Source organism: Actinomadura napierensis, assembly GCF_039529375.1.
GTDB classification, from domain to species: Bacteria; Actinomycetota; Actinomycetes; order Streptosporangiales; family Streptosporangiaceae; genus Spirillospora; species Spirillospora napierensis.
This window is the reverse complement of sequence record NZ_BAAAMR010000171.1, coordinates 1-14,462: the sequence shown is the minus strand read 5'-3', so window position 1 is coordinate 14,462 and position 14,462 is coordinate 1. Positions and strand designations below refer to the sequence as shown.

Here is a 14,462-nt window from a genome sequence, read left to right as displayed (position 1 = left end):
GTCGCGCGGCCCGGCGGGGTCTCGGGAGCGCGCGCGGGCGGCGGCTCGGCAGCGGGCGGCGGCTCGGCGTCCGGCGGCGGTAAGCCGTCCGGTGGCGCGGGTTCCGGGACCGGCACGCCGCGTCCGACGTCCTGGTCGGGACGCGGTGGAAGCGGCGGGGTCACCGGCGGCGGCGGCAGCGGCGGTTCGGGCGGGTCCGGTGGCTCGTCCGGTGGCGGCTCTGGCGGCGGCTCCGGGAGCTCCGGCGGTGGTTCCGGGAACGGTTCCGGTGGCGGGCGCGGCGGCTGGTTCTCCGGCGGCGGACGCTCGTCCGGCTCGACCGAACGGGCCCGCGGCCGTGCAGGCGGTGGCTCCGGCGGTGGCTCAGGCGGCTCGCGCGGTTCCGGCGGCGGCGCGCCCGCGCGCGGGTCCGGCGGGTCTGGCGGTTCCGGCGGTCCTGCGTCGAACGTCCCCCGGCCGCGTGCCGGTGCGGGCGGTGGCGAGGCCTCGCCGTCGAACGGCGGCCCGGGCGGGCGGCAGGCGCCGCCTCCGCTGTGGGGCCGGCGCGGTTCCGAGGAGGGGCCGCCGATCCCGTTCTGGCTGCGTCCGGTCGAGCCCGGCCAGGGCGAGTCCGACCGGGGCGAGTGATGAACCTGAACGACCGCCAGCGCAAGCTCCTGTTCGCGGGGCTCGTGGTGGTGCTCGCCGCGGTGGGCGTCTACCTGACGCTGGCGGCGCCCGACCGCGGCCACCACGAGGCGGACGCGCGTCCGAAGGTGACGGTGACGCCCGGCCCGAGCGGGGCGGGCGTGCCGCCCGCCCCCCCCCCCGCCGGGGATCCACAGCACCGTCGACCCGAAGCGCTTCGACATCTACCAGCTGCTGCCGTTCTCCCAGCAGGACTTCGCGACCGCCGCCGACCTGGCGCAGCGGTTCGTCGCGGCGTACGGGACGTACCGCTACGACGAGGACCCGACCGCCTACATCGGCCGGATGTCCGGGCTTGTCACCGACGACCTGCGCGGCCAGTTGGAGGCGGGCGCGTCGGCGCCGGGGATCCAGGACGAGCGCCGCAAGGGGCAGGTCGTCGCGCAGGGCAGCGCATCGCTCGACCAGGTCCGCACCATCGAGAACAACTCGATCATCTTCCTCGTGACGGGCAGGCAGCAGCTCACCAGGAACGGGACGGCGAGCAGCGACGGCAAGCAGTACGCGGTGACCGTCTCGCGCGACGGCGGCTCGCTGAAGGTGTACGCGTTCGAGCCGGCGGACGCGGGGCAGGCGGGTGACACCGGATGACCCCGAAACGCGTGCTGGCGGCGTGCGCGCTCGCCGCCGCCGCGGCGCTGTTCGTCGCGCTGATCTTCGTGCCGATCCTGTTCGGCGCGAGCCAGTTCATGTTCGGCGGCACCGTGAACGGCGGCTGCGTCGACACCGCGGGCGCGGGCGCGCAGCCGGCGGAGGCGGGCGACGCGAAGTCGATCCCGGCGGACTACCTGGGCCTCTACCAGAAGGCCGGCAAGGACTACGGCATCCCGTGGAACGTCCTGGCGGGCATCGGCGAGGTCGAGACCGGGCATGGGACGTCGAACGCGGCGGGCGTGCACAGCGGCGAGAACTACGCGGGCGCGGGCGGGCCGATGCAGTTCCTCGCCCCGACGTTCGCGTCGTTCGCGGTGGACGGGAACAAGGACGGCAAGAAGAACCGCTACGACCCGGCCGACGCGATCCCGACCGCCGCCGCCTACCTCAAGCACAACGGCGCACCGCAGCGGATGAAGACCGCGATCTTCCAGTACAACCACTCGTGGGACTACGTGAACCTGGTCCTGACCTGGGCGAAGCGCTACGCCAACGGTGACTTCGAAGCCGTCCAGTCCAACGGGGTCAACTGCGAGGACAACGACCTGCCGGCGAACGCGAGCGCGCTGGTCCAGAAGATCATCGCGTTCGCGCTGGCGCAGCGCGGCAAGCCGTACGTGTTCGGCGCGACCGGCCCGGACGCGTGGGACTGCTCCAGCCTCGTCCAGGCCGCCTACCGGGCGGCGGGCCTACCGATCCCGCGCACCACGTTCGATCAGTGGCCGTTCGGGGCGAAGATCTCCAAGGGCAGGGAGCAGCCCGGCGACCTGGTGTTCTTCAACTCCGGTCCGGGCACGTCGGCGGACAACCCCGGCCACGTCGGCATGGTGATCGGCAAGGGCAAGATGATCGTGGCGAGCTGCTCGTCGTGCGTGCCCGCGATCGGCGTGAAGACCTACAAGCGCCCCGACTGGGTGGGCGTGACGCGCCCGCTGGCCAGCCCCAAGCTCAAGGGCAAGGTCACGCAGCTGGCCGCGCAGCAGCCCGGCGGCTGAGCCGGCCGGCGGCGCCCGTCGCCGGGCCGCCGGCCGGGGACGCTCAGCAGCCGAAGTCGACGTCGTAGAACGTGCCGTAGTGGTCGGGCGTCCAGTACATCCCGTCATGGCCGAGATGGTCGGACGTGATGATGCGGCGGGCGCCGCGCGTGGAGCTGCCCGGCGTCTTCACCGTGTACTCGTGGTAGTAGCCCTGCGTCTCCTTCGGCAGCAGGGCTTCCCGGTTCTGGAAGACGGTGCCGTCCTGCGGGTACGGGAACGGCCCGCCCTTGTCGATCAGGGCGATCGTGTCGTCGGCCTGCGACGGGAGCGTCGACTCGCAGACGGGGGAGACGGAGGTCGCGGACGGGGCGGGAGCGGTGGCGGCGTGCGCCGCGGGGCCGGTGAGCCCCGCGATGAGCAGGGCGGCCGGCAGGAGCGCGCGGCGGAACCTGTGGCGGGGGGTGTTCATAGGGCGAGTGTCACCCCGCAACGCCTCCCGCGTCACCGCCGATCCCGGCAGTTCAGTCGAAATTGCCGAGCGCGTCACCGGTGATTCGGCACGCATCGGGCGGTCGCTCAACGGAACCGGCGCTTGCCGATCACCAGCAGGACGTCGCGCAGCGCGTCCGCCGCGTCGCGGACGGCCGCCTCGGGCACCCCGGCCATGGCCTCCCGGTGTGCGCGCGCCGAGGCGTCCAGCGCCAGGGCGGTGACGCGCAGGCCATCGGGGGTGAGCTGGACGAAGCGGCTGCGGGCGTCGCCGGTGTTGGCCTCCCGCTCGATGTGGCCGGCCTTCTGCAGCCGCTGGAGCACGTTGCTGGTGCCGCCGGAGGTGAGGAACGCCGACCGGGTCAGCTCGCTCGGCCGCAGCCGGTACGGTTCGCCGGCCCTGGTCAGCACGGTCAGCACCTCGAACTCGGCGTAGGTGAGGCCGAGGTCGGCCAGCTCCCCGCGCAGCGCCTGCTGGACGAGCGCCCCGATGCGCGAGGCGCGTTTGCTGACCTCCAGCATCGCGATGACGTCCTCGCCGAGGCCGTCCCGCCGCCAGGCCGCGGCCAGCTCGTCCACCTCGTCCCGGGGCCCGCCGTCGTCATCGCGCACATCCCGAGAATACTCGTCCACCGCATTGCTTTTTAAAAAGCTTTTCTTTAAGCTTCGAGTCATGACAACCTCCCTGCTTCTCCGCAACGGCACGGTCATCGACACCGCTCCGGCGCCCGGCGTCCTGGGACGCGCGGACGTGCTCGTAGAGGACGGGCGGATCGCCGCCGTCGGCCCCGCGCTGGCCGCGCCGGCCGGGGCCGAGGTGCTGGACGCGACCGGCCGGATCGTGATGCCGGGCTTCGTCGACACCCACCGGCACACCTGGCAGACCGGGATCCGCGCGATCCTCCCCGACAGCACACTGCCCGCCTACCTGCAGCGCGTCCTCGGCGAACTGGCACCGCGCTACCGTCCCGACGACGTGTACACCGGGACCCTCGCCGGCGCCCTGGAGTGCCTCGACTCCGGCATCACGACCGTCGTCGACTGGTCGCACATCATGTTCAGCCCCGACCACACCGACGCCGACATCGCCGCGCTCCGGGCGTCCGGCGTCCGCGCCGTGTTCGGCTACTGCTACGGCGGCGGCGGCGACCTTGACGCGCTCACCGCCGAGACGGCCCGCGTCCGCCGCGAGTACTTCGACACCCCGGCCGGGACCGTGTCGATGTGGCTGGCCGCGCTCGGCCCGGAGATCGCCGGCGGCGAACGCGCGCTCGCCGAATGGCGGCTGGCCCGCGACCTGGACCTGCCGGTCACCGTCCACATGGGCGGCCACGGGGCCGAGAGCGCCGCGCGGGGGCTGGCGTTCCTGGAGGACAACGGCCTGCTCGGCCACCCCGCCATGTACGTGCACGCCAACTTCTACACCGACGACGCGTTCAAGAGGATCGCCGCCAACGGCGGCACCGTCTCCGCCACGCCCGGCGTCGAGGCGGCCCTCGGCATCGGCGACCCGGCCACCGGACGCTCGCACGCCGCCGGCGTCCCGACCGGCCTCGGCGCCGACACCGTCGCCAGCGGCCCCGGCGACATGTTCGGCGTCATGCGGGCGGCCTACTTCCTGGAGCGCGCCCGCCCGGGCGGCGCCGGCACCTGGTTCACCACCGCGCAGGCCCTCCGCGCCGCGACCCTCGGCGGCGCCGAGACGGCCGGGCTCGCCGGCGTCACCGGATCCCTCACGCCGGGCAAGCAGGCCGACCTCGTCGTCCTGCGCACCGACAGCCTCGGGATGGCGGCGGCGCACGACCCGATCGCGGCCGTCGTCCTGTCCGCCGAGACGCGCCATGTCGACACGGTCATCGTCGGCGGCCGGGTCGTGAAGCGGGCCGGAGTACTGCAAGGCCACGACGTCCCGTCCCTGCTGAGCGCGCTGGAGGCGTCGGCGGGGCGCCTCGCCGCCGCCTGACGCCCGGCGGAATTCCGGCGAGGACCGTCGGCACCGCGTGGCATGCTGGCGGCGTGGAATCCGAGATACGCGTCCGCATCGCCGACGACCTGCTGATGTTCCTGCCCGCCGCCCGCCGCGAACCGCTGCGCCGGGTGCCGTGGGACGGGACGTCGACGCTCGGGCACGTCGTGGAGTCGCTCGGAGTCCCGCTCCCCGAGGTCGGCCGGCTGACCGTCCGCGGCGAGCCCGCCGGGGCGTCCGTCCGCCCGGCCGCCGGCGACGAGGTCCGCGTGGACGCCGTGCCCCGCCCCCAGCCGGTCCCGCTGGAGCCCGGCCAGGAGGCGCCCCGCTTCCTGCTCGACGTCCACCTGGGCACGCTGGCGCGCCGGATGCGGCTCCTCGGCCTCGACACCGCCTACCACAACGACATGGACGACCCGGCGCTGGTCGTCCAGGCGAACGCGGAGCGCCGCGTCCTGCTCACCCAGGACCGCGGCCTCCTGCGCCGCCGCGCGCTCTGGTTCGGCGCCTACGTCCGCGGCTCCCGCCCCGACGACCAGCTCCGCGACCTCCTGGACCGCTTCGCGCCCGTCCTCAGCCCCTGGACGCGCTGCACCGCCTGCAACGGCGTCCTGCTCCCCGTCGACAAGCAGGAGATCGAGCGCGACCTCGAAGCGGGCACCCGCCGCAGCTACGACGTCTACGGCCGCTGCGCCGACTGCGGCCAGGTGTACTGGCGCGGCGCCCACGGCGACCACCTTGAGAAGATCGTCGAAGAGGCGACCCGCCGGGTCGAGGCGGCCCGCACCGGAACCGTCCGGGCGGAACCCGCCGTCTCAGAATGACCGGGCGGAACGGGAGGGGCTGGTCACCATCGGCGATCTGGTAGTCGTGGGCGCGGCGATCATCCGGGACGGGCGGCTGCTCGCCGCGCAGCGGGCCGAGCCGCCGCACATGGCCGGCGGCTGGGAGCTGCCCGGCGGCAAGGTGGACCCGGGCGAGTCCGACGAGGACGCCGTCGTCCGCGAGTGCCACGAGGAGCTCGCCATCAAGATCCGCCCGCTCCGCCGCGTCGGCGGCGACTGGCGGCTGAGCGAGCGCGCCCTCCTGCGCGTCTGGACCGCCGAGATCGTCGAGGGCGAGCCGCAGGCCTTGGAGCACCTGGCCCTCCGCTGGCTCACCCGCGACGACCTGTACGACGTCGCCTGGCTCCCCGGCGACCGCCCCGTCATAACCGAACTGGAACCCGACCTCCGCCCGACCGCCAAGGGCTAGGAGATTCGATTCGCGCCGGCGTAGTCGGAGCGGGTGGACAGTTTGGAGATCTTCACCACATCGCCGGTCTGCGGGGCCTGGAGGAACTTGCCGTCGCCGACGTAGATGCCCATATGGTGCAGGTTGCTGCCGAAGTAGACCAGGTCGCCGGCGCGCAGCGAGCCGCGGGAGACCTTGCTGCCGAGCTGGTAGAGGTCGCCGGTGTAGTGCGGCAGGCCGGACTTGCCGACCTGGGCGTAGGCCCAGACGACGAGGCCGGAGCAGTCGAAGGAGCTCGGGCCGGCGGCGCCCCAGACGTAGGGGCTGCCGAGCTTGGTGAGGGCCTTGCGGGCCATCTTGGCGGGCAGGTCCGAGCCCTTGATCGTGGCGGTGAGGCCGGACTTGGGGTCGGTGGTGTGGGTGGTGGTGAGCTTGTCGAGGCGCTTGACGACCTCGTCCACCTTGGCCTTGGCGGCCTTGCGGGCGGCCTGCACCTTGGCCTGGGCCTGCTTGACCTGCTCGGTGCGGTCCTGGGCGGCGCGCTGGGCGGCCTCGGCCTGGTCGACCTGCTTCTGCAGGGCGAGGACGGTGGTGGCCTGGTTCTGCTGGAGGTAGGCGGAGTCGGAGAGGCTGTCGGCGCTGCCGCCGGAGCTGAAGATCGCGTCGGGCCCGCCGCTCATGTAGTTGGCGGCGGCCAGCTGCGCGAGCCGCTGCCGGGCGGGCGCGGTCTGCTTGAGCAGCTGCTGCGCGTACTTGGCGGCGGCCTGCTCGGCCTTGACGGCGTGGCCGAGGTCGACGCGCGTCTTGTTGTACTGCTCGGTGAGCGTCTCCGCCTCGTCGTTCAGCTCTTTCAGGCTCTGCTTCAGGCCCTTCTCCGTGGTGGGGAGGGGACTGGGCGTGCCGGTGGCCGACGGGGCGGCGGCGGGGCCGAAGGGGGTCGCGGCGTGCGCGGCGACGGGCGCGGTGGCGCCGAGGCCGGCGAGCAGCAGTGCTGCGGCGGTCACGGTCGGCGCGACGCGCCGCCGGTGAACGGGGTCCGGTGCCAAGCCGGTGTTCTCCTCTCCTCGCTCGCCTACCGGGTTAGCTGACGGGTTCGGGCCAGGAGTCGCCCTACGACGTGCGTCGATTCACCCCAGGGGGATGGGTCCCCGGTTCGCCCGCGGGTGGGTGCCGCGGGGGATTCGGCGGTCCGGCCGCAGCCCCGGGGGGTGGGGCTCCGGACGACCGGATCTCGGGAAGATTACAAAGGATGGACAAAGATGGCCAATCGGGGCCCCTGTGAGGCATGGGAACGGGCGGCTCGGGGCGGGTTGCGCCCTGCGCCAAGTAGAATGAAGGTAGCCGCGCGTCTGCGGCGACTCCCGAACTCTCACGCAAGGCGAGCCCGCATGCCCATCTCCACGCGCGACGACCTCCGGAACGTCGCGATCGTCGCCCATGTCGACCACGGCAAGACGACGCTGGTCGACGCCATGCTCTGGCAGTCCGGTGCCTTCCGCGAGAACCAGGACGTCGACGACCGCGTCATGGACTCCAACGACCTGGAGCGCGAGAAGGGCATCACCATTCTCGCCAAGAACACCGCCGTCCGGCACAACGGCATGACCATCAACATCATCGACACGCCCGGCCACGCCGACTTCGGCGGCGAGGTCGAGCGCGGCCTGTCCATGGTGGACGGCGTCGTCCTGCTGGTGGACGCCAGCGAGGGCCCGCTGCCGCAGACCCGGTTCGTGCTGCGCAAGGCCCTGGAGGCCAAGCTGCCGGTGATCCTGGTCGTGAACAAGACCGACCGTCCCGACGCCCGCATCGACGAGGTCGTGGACGAGACGTACGAGCTGTTCATGGACCTCGACGCCACCGAGGAGCAGATCGACTTCCCGATCGTGTACGCCTCGGGCCGGGCCGGGCGCGCGTCGCTCGCCAAGCCCGCCGACGGCGGCATGCCCGACAGCGAGGACCTGGAGCCGCTGTTCTCGGTGATCACCGAGACGATCCCGGCGCCGTCCTACGACCCGGACGGGCCGCTGCAGGCGCACGTGACGAACCTGGACGCCTCCAGCTACCTCGGCCGGATCGCGCTGTGCCGGGTGCACGCCGGGACGATCAAGAAGGGCCAGCAGGTCGCCTGGTGCCGGCACGACGGCAGCATCGAGAAGGTGAAGATCACCGAGCTGCTGATGACCGAGGCGCTCGCCCGCAAGCCCGCCGACGAGGCGGGGCCGGGCGACATCATCGCGATCGCTGGCATCCCGGAGATCATGATCGGCGACACCATCGCCGACCCGGAGGACCCGCGCCCGCTGCCGCTGATCACGGTGGACGAGCCCGCGATCTCCATGACGATCGGCACCAACACCGGACCGATGGCCGGCCGCGAGAAGGGCACCAAGGTCACCGCCCGGATGGTGAAGGACCGCCTCGACCGGGAGCTGGTCGGCAACGTGTCGATCAAGGTGCTGCCGACCGAGCGGCCGGACGCCTGGGAGGTGCAGGGCCGCGGCGAGCTGGCGCTGGCGATCCTGGTGGAGAACATGCGCCGGGAGGGCTACGAGCTGACCGTCGGGAAGCCGCAGGTCGTCGCCAAGGAGATCGACGGCAAGAAGCACGAGCCGGTCGAGCGGCTCACCGTCGACATCCCCGAGGAGCACCTCGGCGCGGTCACGCAGCTGCTGGCGGTCCGCAAGGGCCGCATGGAGCACATGACCAACCACGGCACCGGCTGGATCCGGATGGAGTTCCTGGTCCCGGCCCGCGGCCTGATCGGGTTCCGCACCGAGTTCATGACCGAGACGCGCGGCACCGGCATGGCGCATCACGTGTTCGAGTCCTACGAGCCGTGGTTCGGCGAGCTGCGCACCCGGCCGTCCGGCTCGCTGGTCGCCGACCGGTCCGGCGCCGCGACCGCGTACGCGATCACGAACCTGCAGGAGCGCGGCACGTTCTTCGTCGGGCCGACCACCGAGGTGTACGAGGGCATGATCGTCGGGGAGAACTCGCGCTCCGACGACATGGACGTCAACATCACCAAGGAGAAGGCCAAGACCAACATCCGGTCCTCGACGTCCGACATCGCCGAGACGGTGACCCCGGCGCGCCTGCTGACGCTGGAGCAGTCGCTGGAGTTCTGCCGTGAGGACGAGTGCGTCGAGGTGACCCCCATGGCCGTCCGGATCCGCAAGGTGGTGCTCGACGCCAAGGAGCGCGAGCGGACGCGCGCCCGCACCAAGCGCGCCGGCTAGCCGCCGGGAGACCTGAGGGCTCGCTCAAGCACGGTCAGGGTGCGAGCCGCCAGGCGAGCACCCTGGGCCGGGGTTGTGCCAACAGGGGCGGCCCCGCGGTTCCGAGAACCGCGGGGCCGCGCCCTTTTCGTTTCGTGCCGCCGTGCTAGGCGAGCTGGACGGTGCCGGTCACGTCGGCGGCCAGGCGGAGCTGGTCGCCGTCGCGCAGCGGGGCCTCCACGCCGCGCGGGAGGCGTTCGCCGTTGACGAACGTCCCGTTGGTGGAGCCCTCGTCGCGGACCCACGCCGTCCCGGACGGGTCGAGCCAGACCGTGGAGTGCCGCCGCGACACGTTGTCGTACTGCGTGAACGTGGCGGCCACCGGGGACTGGCCGGCGTCGCGGCCGAGCACCAGGTGCTGCCCGACGGAGACCTTCAGCTCCCCGGTCGGGAACTGCACCCGCAGGACGGGCGTGCCCTTCTGCGGCAGCGGGCGCAGGCACGAGTCGCACTGCGCGGCGCCCGGGTTGCTGAGCACCGCCTCGCAGTACGGGCACATGAACGCCGTGCTGTCGGGCTGCTGCGGGTGCTGGTGCCCCCGCTGCTGGTCCGGCGGCAGCAGCGTCGCCTCGCGCCCGTGCGGCGGCGGCAACGGCGGCTGCTGCGGCGGCGGGCCGAACTGGTGGTCGCCCGGCCCGGGCTGCGGCATGTACTGGTCCGCCGGCGGGTACGGCTGCTGCTCGGGCTGCCGGTACTGGTCGGGCGCCGGCGGCTGGTGCTGCTGCGGCGCGCCCCACTGGTCCGGCTGCTGCTGCGGCGGTTGCTGCTGCTGTGGCGGCGGCATCGACCAGGGGTCCGCCTGCTGCGGCGGCTGCCCGTGCTGCGGGGCGCCGTGCTGCCGCTGCGGAGGCTGCTGCTGCTGCGGCGTAGGCGGCGGGCCCCACTGGTCCGGTTGCTGCTGCTGCGGCGGACCCCACGCGTCCGGCTGCTGCTGCGGCGGGCCCCACTGGTCCTGCGGCGGCTGCCCGTGTTGCGGAGCGCCGTGCTGCGGCGGGGGACCGCCGTGCTGGGGAGCGCCGTGCTGAGGGGCACCGTGCTGGGGAGCGCCGTATTGCGGAGCGTCGTGCTGCGGTGGCTGCTGGTAGTCGTGCTGGGGCGGCTGCTGGTACGGCTGGCCGTGCTGCGGCGGGGGGCCACCGTGCTGAGGAGCGCCGTGCTGGGGAGCGCCGTGCTGAGGAGCGCCGTGCTGAGGGCCGCCGTGCTGCGGGGCGCCGTGCTGGGGCGGGCCCTGGTCGTAACCGCCGGGACCGGCCCGGTGGCCGCCCGGGCGCGCCAGATTGGCGCCGCAGCTCAGGCAGAGCAGATCGCCCTGCTGGTACGGCTCGTCACAGACAGGACAGTTCAAGGTCGCCATGACACATCCCCCGAGCGCACGCCGGCGCGTTCGAGCCTCGACGTGAGGTGCTCCATGTCACCCCTTCGCGGGATCCCGATGTAGTACACCCGCCTTCCCTCCGGCCCTTCGTCCACGGACACCTGTACTCGGGGCCCTGCGTGTTCCCTAGTCTTACCGATGCCGGCCGGTGCCCCGTACCGCTCCCGCCCCAGAGGGGAGAGCGGGACGACGCGCTGGTTCGCCGACCCCCTCCAGAGTAGAGAGCCGTCTTCCGGGTGTCGCCCCCTCGGGTTGAGCCGGTCGACGTACGGCCCCGCCATCACGGCATCGCACAGGCCGAGGATCTCGCGCGACCCCCGGACCCGCGAAAGCCGCGAGTAGACATATCCGCTGTACACCAATATGTCCAATGGCATCGTCTCACGCCGGGAGTTGCGCCATGCGCGGATCCCGCGCAGCAGGGCGGCGAGGGCGGCGGGCTGCTGGAACGGCTCCCCGCCGGAGATCGTCACCCCGTCCAGCGGTCCCGGAAGGGACTCCAGCCAGCCGAGAACGGCCTCGACCGGCACGGCCTTGCCCGGATCCGCGTCCCAGGTGTCGCGGGAGAGGCAGCCGTTGCAGTGCAGCGTGCAGCCCTGCGTCCAGATGCCCGCGCGGGTGCCGGGGCCGAGTGTGGTCACCGGGTAGTGCGCCTTGGCGAGCAGCAGCGCGGGAGCCTCTCCGGGGGGCGGGGCGGCGGCGGTCACTGGATGTCCAGATGGACGATGCCGCCCTCGCGCCGGATCCCCCACACGGTGATCCGCTCGTCGGCGATGAGCTCCCGGTCGAACAGCGCGCGCGCCAGCGGGTTGACGAAGTGCGACTCCAGCGCCATGCCGATGCCGCGGCCGCCCTTGTCCAGCTCGGCGGTGCACCATTCGCGCAGGGTCTGCAGCGCGTCGTCCTTCACCGTCAGCATGAGCCGGTGCTCGTCGGCGACCCGCTTGCAGATGTTCGCGAACTGCAGGTCGAAGATCTTGTGCGCGGCGTCGCCGGAGATGAAGTCGAACACCACGATGTTGTCGCCGAACCGGTTGAGCAGCTCCGGCCGGTTCAGCACCTCGGTGAAGTGCGCGGCGACCGCGTCCTTGATCCGCTGCTCGACCTCGAAGTAGGACATCCCGGGTGTGATGTTGCGCACCCGGTCGCCGGCGAGGGCCGGGACGGCCTCCAGCATGCCCGGCTCGCGGCCCGGCACGAACATCCCGAGGTTCGAGGTGAAGATCAGGATCGACTCGGAGAAGTGCACCGTGTTGCCGCGCCCGTCGGTGAGCCGGCCGTCCTCCAGGATCTGCAGGAACTTGTCCAGGATCCGCGGGTGCGCCTTCTCGATCTCGTCGAAAAGGATCACCCGGAACGGGTCCTCGCGGACGGCGTTGGTCAGCTCGCCGCCCGCCTCGTGGCCCACGTAGCCCGGCGGCGCCCCGATCAGCCGGTCGCCGGAGCCCTCGGCGGAGAACTCGCTCATGTCGAAGCGCAGGTAGGCCGACTCGTCCCCGAACACCAGCTCGGTGATCGCCTTGGCCAGCTCGGTCTTGCCGGTGCCGGTCGGGCCGGCGAAGAACAGCACGCCGCGCGGCCGGCTCCCGGACCGGGTCGCCTGCGCCCCGGACAGCCCGAGCACGGCGCGCTTGAGGATGTCGAGCGTCTTGGTGACGGCCTGCGGCTGCCCGATCACCCGCTCCGGGACGCGCTTCTCGCCCTCCAGCACGCGGCGCCGCAGGTGCCCGCGGCTCCACGGGTTGTCCAGCACGCCGAGCTTGTAGGTGCGCACCGCGTCCGGCAGGTCGGCAAGGTCGACGTTGCGCTCCTTCGCCAGCCGGGTCACCTCGATCATCGACTGGAGCGTCAGCCCGTCGGCCTGCTCGGCGAACGAGTCGCACGCCGCCGCGGCCGTCTCGTCCGAGCCGACGTCGCTGACGCCGAACGCGCGGGCCAGCAGCCGCGCGGTCTCCTGCCGGTCGCCGAGGTGCGGGCGCGGGATGGTGATCTCGCGGACCGCGTCGTTGTCGGCGGTCAGCCAGGACGGCAGGTCGCCGGGCCGCTCCACCAGCCACACGACCGGGTTGTACAGCGGTTTCGGCCGCGCCCCGGCGCCCCGGACGGGCCGGGCGGTGCGCGACAGCTTCGCGCAGAACCGGAAGAAGTCCCGCTCGGCGGGCTCCATCTCGGTCGGGGTGCGGGCGATCCGGGACGCCGAGTCGATCACGAACGCGGCGCGCACGTTCTCCTGCGGCCGGGCCACCGCGGCCAGGTGCCGGGTCAGCGCCTCCAGCGACGGCCGCTCGTCCTTGATCTTGCCGAGCACCCGCTCGGCGGCGCGCCCGGCCTCGTCGCCGGCCTCGTCGCCCGGCGGCGGGACGATCTCCAGGCCGTCCACCGGGTCGTACACCACCATGAAGGACGCGCCGCTGGCGTGCAGCGTCTCCCACAGCAGCGAGCGCAGCGGCAGCAGCCGCGCCGGCCCGCCGCTCGCCGTCGGCGGCGCGAGGAAGCTGTCGTACAGGTTCCCCGACAGGACGTACTGGGAGTGCACCGACAGCGTCGCGTCGAGTTCGCGGATGAACGGCGGCCAGCCCTGCAGCCGGCCGCCGAGGGTCGGCGAATCAATGCTCATCTGGCTCGCTCCACTCCGCTCTGCCCGAAAGGGGACGACCCCCGACACGCCCGGAGCCGGCATCCGCGCTCACGGGCCCCTGGAAGGGACACGTCAACTGGGACGCTCGCGGCGGCGTTCGCGTTGGCCTGCACGCCCCCCAGTCTGCCGTGACGCGGCGCTCACCGGCAGTTCCCGCACGCCGGGCTCCAGCCGCCAGGACACCTCGGAGCGGATCCCGCCCTCCGCCAGCCGCGCCCGCGCGGCCTCGAACGCCTCGCACCACTCGCGCTCCCGCTCGACGTCGACGCGCCGGTCGTCCTCGCTCGCGGCGGGACGGTCCCGCATCATCGACGCCCGGACGTGCGCGGCGTCGTCCACCCGCATCCGCACGCTGTGGTCGGGCCAGGCCCCCTTGGTCAGCACCACCGAGCCGTCCCCGGCGGTCAGCGTCTCGAAACCCGCCTGGACCTGGTAGCCCATGTCCTCGAACGCGGCCGTGATCGAGTCGAGGACGTACCGGCGCTCCGCCTCGGCCTGCTCGGCGGCCTCCCGCTCGGCCGCGCGGCGCCGCGCCCGCTCCCGGAGCTCCTCGGTGCGCCGGTTGGCGTCCCGGATCCGCAGCCGGACCTCGTGCAGGACGCCCTCCGCCTCCTCGGCGGTGCCCGCGGCGGCCAGCAGCCGGGCCGCCTCGGCGACCGCGCGGCGCTCGTCCTCGGCGGCGTCGGGCAGCAGCCTCGCCATGATCCTTTCCAGCGTCCGCTGTGCCTCGGCGTCGCCGTCGCGCCGCGGTGGCGGTGCGCCGGTGTCGGCCTGGAGCCCTTCCGCCGGGGCGGCGAAGACCTGGGCGGTGACCTGCGCGGCGAGATGCTCCGACAGGCGCCGCTCCGCCTCGTCCAGCAGGGGGTCGATGGTGGCGCACCAGGCGGTCAGCTCCTCGGCGGACTCCTCGCCGGGTACCAGTTGCGGCGGCAGCGCCGCCTCCGCGCCGATCTTCGCGCGGGTCTCGGCGAGCGCCGCGATGCGCGCGTTGCGCTCCACGACCTCCCGCAGCGCCCGCTCCTGCGTCCGGACCTCGGCGAGCGCCGCCTCCCGCGCCTCGGCGCGCCCGGCGGCGAGCGCGGCCAGCGCCTGCGCGCCGCGGTCGGCCGGGCCGCCGCCGCCTCCCAGGACCCGGCTCATGCCCCCGGGCAGCACCACCGCC

The 14,462-nt window shown here is 73.3% G+C and carries 14 protein-coding genes, 1 pseudogene and 1 riboswitch; of the genes and pseudogenes, 8 read left to right on the top strand and 7 right to left on the bottom strand.

The features are described from left to right. From ABD296_RS46390 to ABD296_RS46380, 3 genes and pseudogenes are all read left to right on the top strand, one after another. Positions 1-627, top strand: a pseudogene (locus tag ABD296_RS46390) (hypothetical protein); the annotation flags it as partial. Between the two features lie 345 nt (positions 628-972). After that, complete coding sequence (locus tag ABD296_RS46385; protein WP_344283834.1) at positions 973-1,278, top strand: hypothetical protein; 306 nt, start codon at positions 973-975, stop codon at positions 1,276-1,278. Then, a complete protein-coding gene (locus tag ABD296_RS46380; RefSeq protein WP_344283831.1) occupies positions 1,275-2,336 on the top strand; it encodes an NlpC/P60 family protein in 1,062 nt (353 codons plus the stop codon). The genes ABD296_RS46385 and ABD296_RS46380 overlap by 4 nt, the downstream gene beginning before the upstream one ends. Positions 2,337-2,379: 43 nt before the next feature. Here ABD296_RS46380 and ABD296_RS46375 read toward each other — a convergent pair whose 3' ends face one another. Both ABD296_RS46375 and ABD296_RS46370 read right to left on the bottom strand, forming a co-directional pair. Continuing rightward, the gene (locus ABD296_RS46375) at positions 2,380-2,787 is read right to left on the bottom strand and encodes a ribonuclease domain-containing protein (protein WP_344283828.1); all 408 of its coding nucleotides are present in this window, start codon (positions 2,785-2,787) and stop codon (positions 2,380-2,382) included. A 107-nt stretch (positions 2,788-2,894) separates the two neighbouring features. Then, entirely contained in the window at positions 2,895-3,419 is a 525-nt protein-coding gene (locus ABD296_RS46370; RefSeq protein WP_344283826.1) for a MarR family winged helix-turn-helix transcriptional regulator, read from the bottom strand. A 61-nt stretch (positions 3,420-3,480) separates the two neighbouring features. On the opposite strand from ABD296_RS46370, the gene ABD296_RS46365 reads away from it, so the two are divergent. From ABD296_RS46365 to ABD296_RS46355, 3 genes are read left to right on the top strand one after another with little or no spacing between them, the layout of a single operon-like run. Continuing rightward, a complete protein-coding gene (locus tag ABD296_RS46365) occupies positions 3,481-4,770 on the top strand; it encodes an amidohydrolase family protein (protein WP_344283823.1) in 1,290 nt (429 codons plus the stop codon). A 53-nt stretch (positions 4,771-4,823) separates the two neighbouring features. Beyond that, complete coding sequence (locus ABD296_RS46360; RefSeq protein ID WP_344283820.1) at positions 4,824-5,597, top strand: Mut7-C RNAse domain-containing protein; 774 nt, start codon at positions 4,824-4,826, stop codon at positions 5,595-5,597. Positions 5,598-5,643: 46 nt separating this feature from the next. After that, entirely contained in the window at positions 5,644-6,027 is a 384-nt protein-coding gene (locus tag ABD296_RS46355) for a (deoxy)nucleoside triphosphate pyrophosphohydrolase (protein ID WP_344283818.1), read from the top strand. Here the strand turns inward: ABD296_RS46355 and ABD296_RS46350 are convergent. Continuing rightward, positions 6,024-7,052: a C40 family peptidase gene (locus ABD296_RS46350; protein WP_344283815.1), complete on the bottom strand. Its 1,029-nt coding sequence runs from the start codon at positions 7,050-7,052 to the stop codon at positions 6,024-6,026. The two genes, ABD296_RS46355 and ABD296_RS46350, sit on opposite strands and share 4 nt — an antisense overlap. A 7-nt stretch (positions 7,053-7,059) precedes the next feature. After that, a riboswitch (cyclic di-AMP (ydaO/yuaA leader) is annotated at positions 7,060-7,186 on the bottom strand. 208 nt (positions 7,187-7,394) lie between these two features. On the opposite strand from ABD296_RS46350, the gene typA reads away from it, so the two are divergent. Continuing rightward, complete coding sequence (typA, locus tag ABD296_RS46345) at positions 7,395-9,248, top strand: translational GTPase TypA (RefSeq protein ID WP_344283812.1); 1,854 nt, start codon at positions 7,395-7,397, stop codon at positions 9,246-9,248. Between the two features lie 145 nt (positions 9,249-9,393). On the opposite strand, the gene ABD296_RS46340 is transcribed toward typA, so the two are convergent. Then, a complete protein-coding gene (locus tag ABD296_RS46340; RefSeq protein WP_344283809.1) occupies positions 9,394-9,879 on the bottom strand; it encodes an FHA domain-containing protein in 486 nt (161 codons plus the stop codon). Here ABD296_RS46340 and ABD296_RS46335 point away from each other — a divergent pair. Beyond that, on the top strand, positions 9,865-10,725 hold the full coding sequence (locus ABD296_RS46335) for a hypothetical protein (RefSeq protein ID WP_344283806.1): 861 nt from the start codon (positions 9,865-9,867) through the stop codon (positions 10,723-10,725). The two genes, ABD296_RS46340 and ABD296_RS46335, sit on opposite strands and share 15 nt — an antisense overlap. Here ABD296_RS46335 and ABD296_RS46330 read toward each other — a convergent pair. The 3 genes from ABD296_RS46330 to ABD296_RS46320 all read right to left on the bottom strand — a co-directional run. Further along, positions 10,629-11,369 (bottom strand): 4Fe-4S single cluster domain-containing protein, encoded by a 741-nt coding sequence (locus ABD296_RS46330; protein WP_344283805.1) that lies wholly within the window; start codon positions 11,367-11,369, stop codon positions 10,629-10,631. The genes ABD296_RS46335 and ABD296_RS46330 overlap by 97 nt on opposite strands. Then, entirely contained in the window at positions 11,366-13,279 is a 1,914-nt protein-coding gene (locus tag ABD296_RS46325) for an AAA family ATPase (protein WP_344283804.1), read from the bottom strand. The genes ABD296_RS46330 and ABD296_RS46325 overlap by 4 nt, the downstream gene beginning before the upstream one ends. A 93-nt stretch (positions 13,280-13,372) precedes the next feature. Continuing rightward, positions 13,373-14,462 (bottom strand): response regulator receiver protein (locus tag ABD296_RS46320; RefSeq protein WP_344283801.1); only part of this gene is annotated, 1,090 nt, incomplete at its 5' end.

Excerpts from the sequence above, each read along its gene's own strand:
- ABD296_RS46385 (WP_344283834.1), top strand. The coding sequence starts at position 973 with ATGTCCGGGCTTGTCACCGACGACCTGCGCGGCCAGTTGGAGGCGGGC.
- ABD296_RS46380 (WP_344283831.1), top strand. The coding sequence starts at position 1,275 with ATGACCCCGAAACGCGTGCTGGCGGCGTGCGCGCTCGCCGCCGCCGCG.
- ABD296_RS46375 (WP_344283828.1), bottom strand. The coding sequence starts at position 2,787 with ATGAACACCCCCCGCCACAGGTTCCGCCGCGCGCTCCTGCCGGCCGCC.
- ABD296_RS46365 (WP_344283823.1), top strand. The coding sequence starts at position 3,481 with ATGACAACCTCCCTGCTTCTCCGCAACGGCACGGTCATCGACACCGCT.
- typA (WP_344283812.1), top strand. The coding sequence starts at position 7,395 with ATGCCCATCTCCACGCGCGACGACCTCCGGAACGTCGCGATCGTCGCC.
- ABD296_RS46325 (WP_344283804.1), bottom strand. The coding sequence starts at position 13,279 with ATGAGCATTGATTCGCCGACCCTCGGCGGCCGGCTGCAGGGCTGGCCG.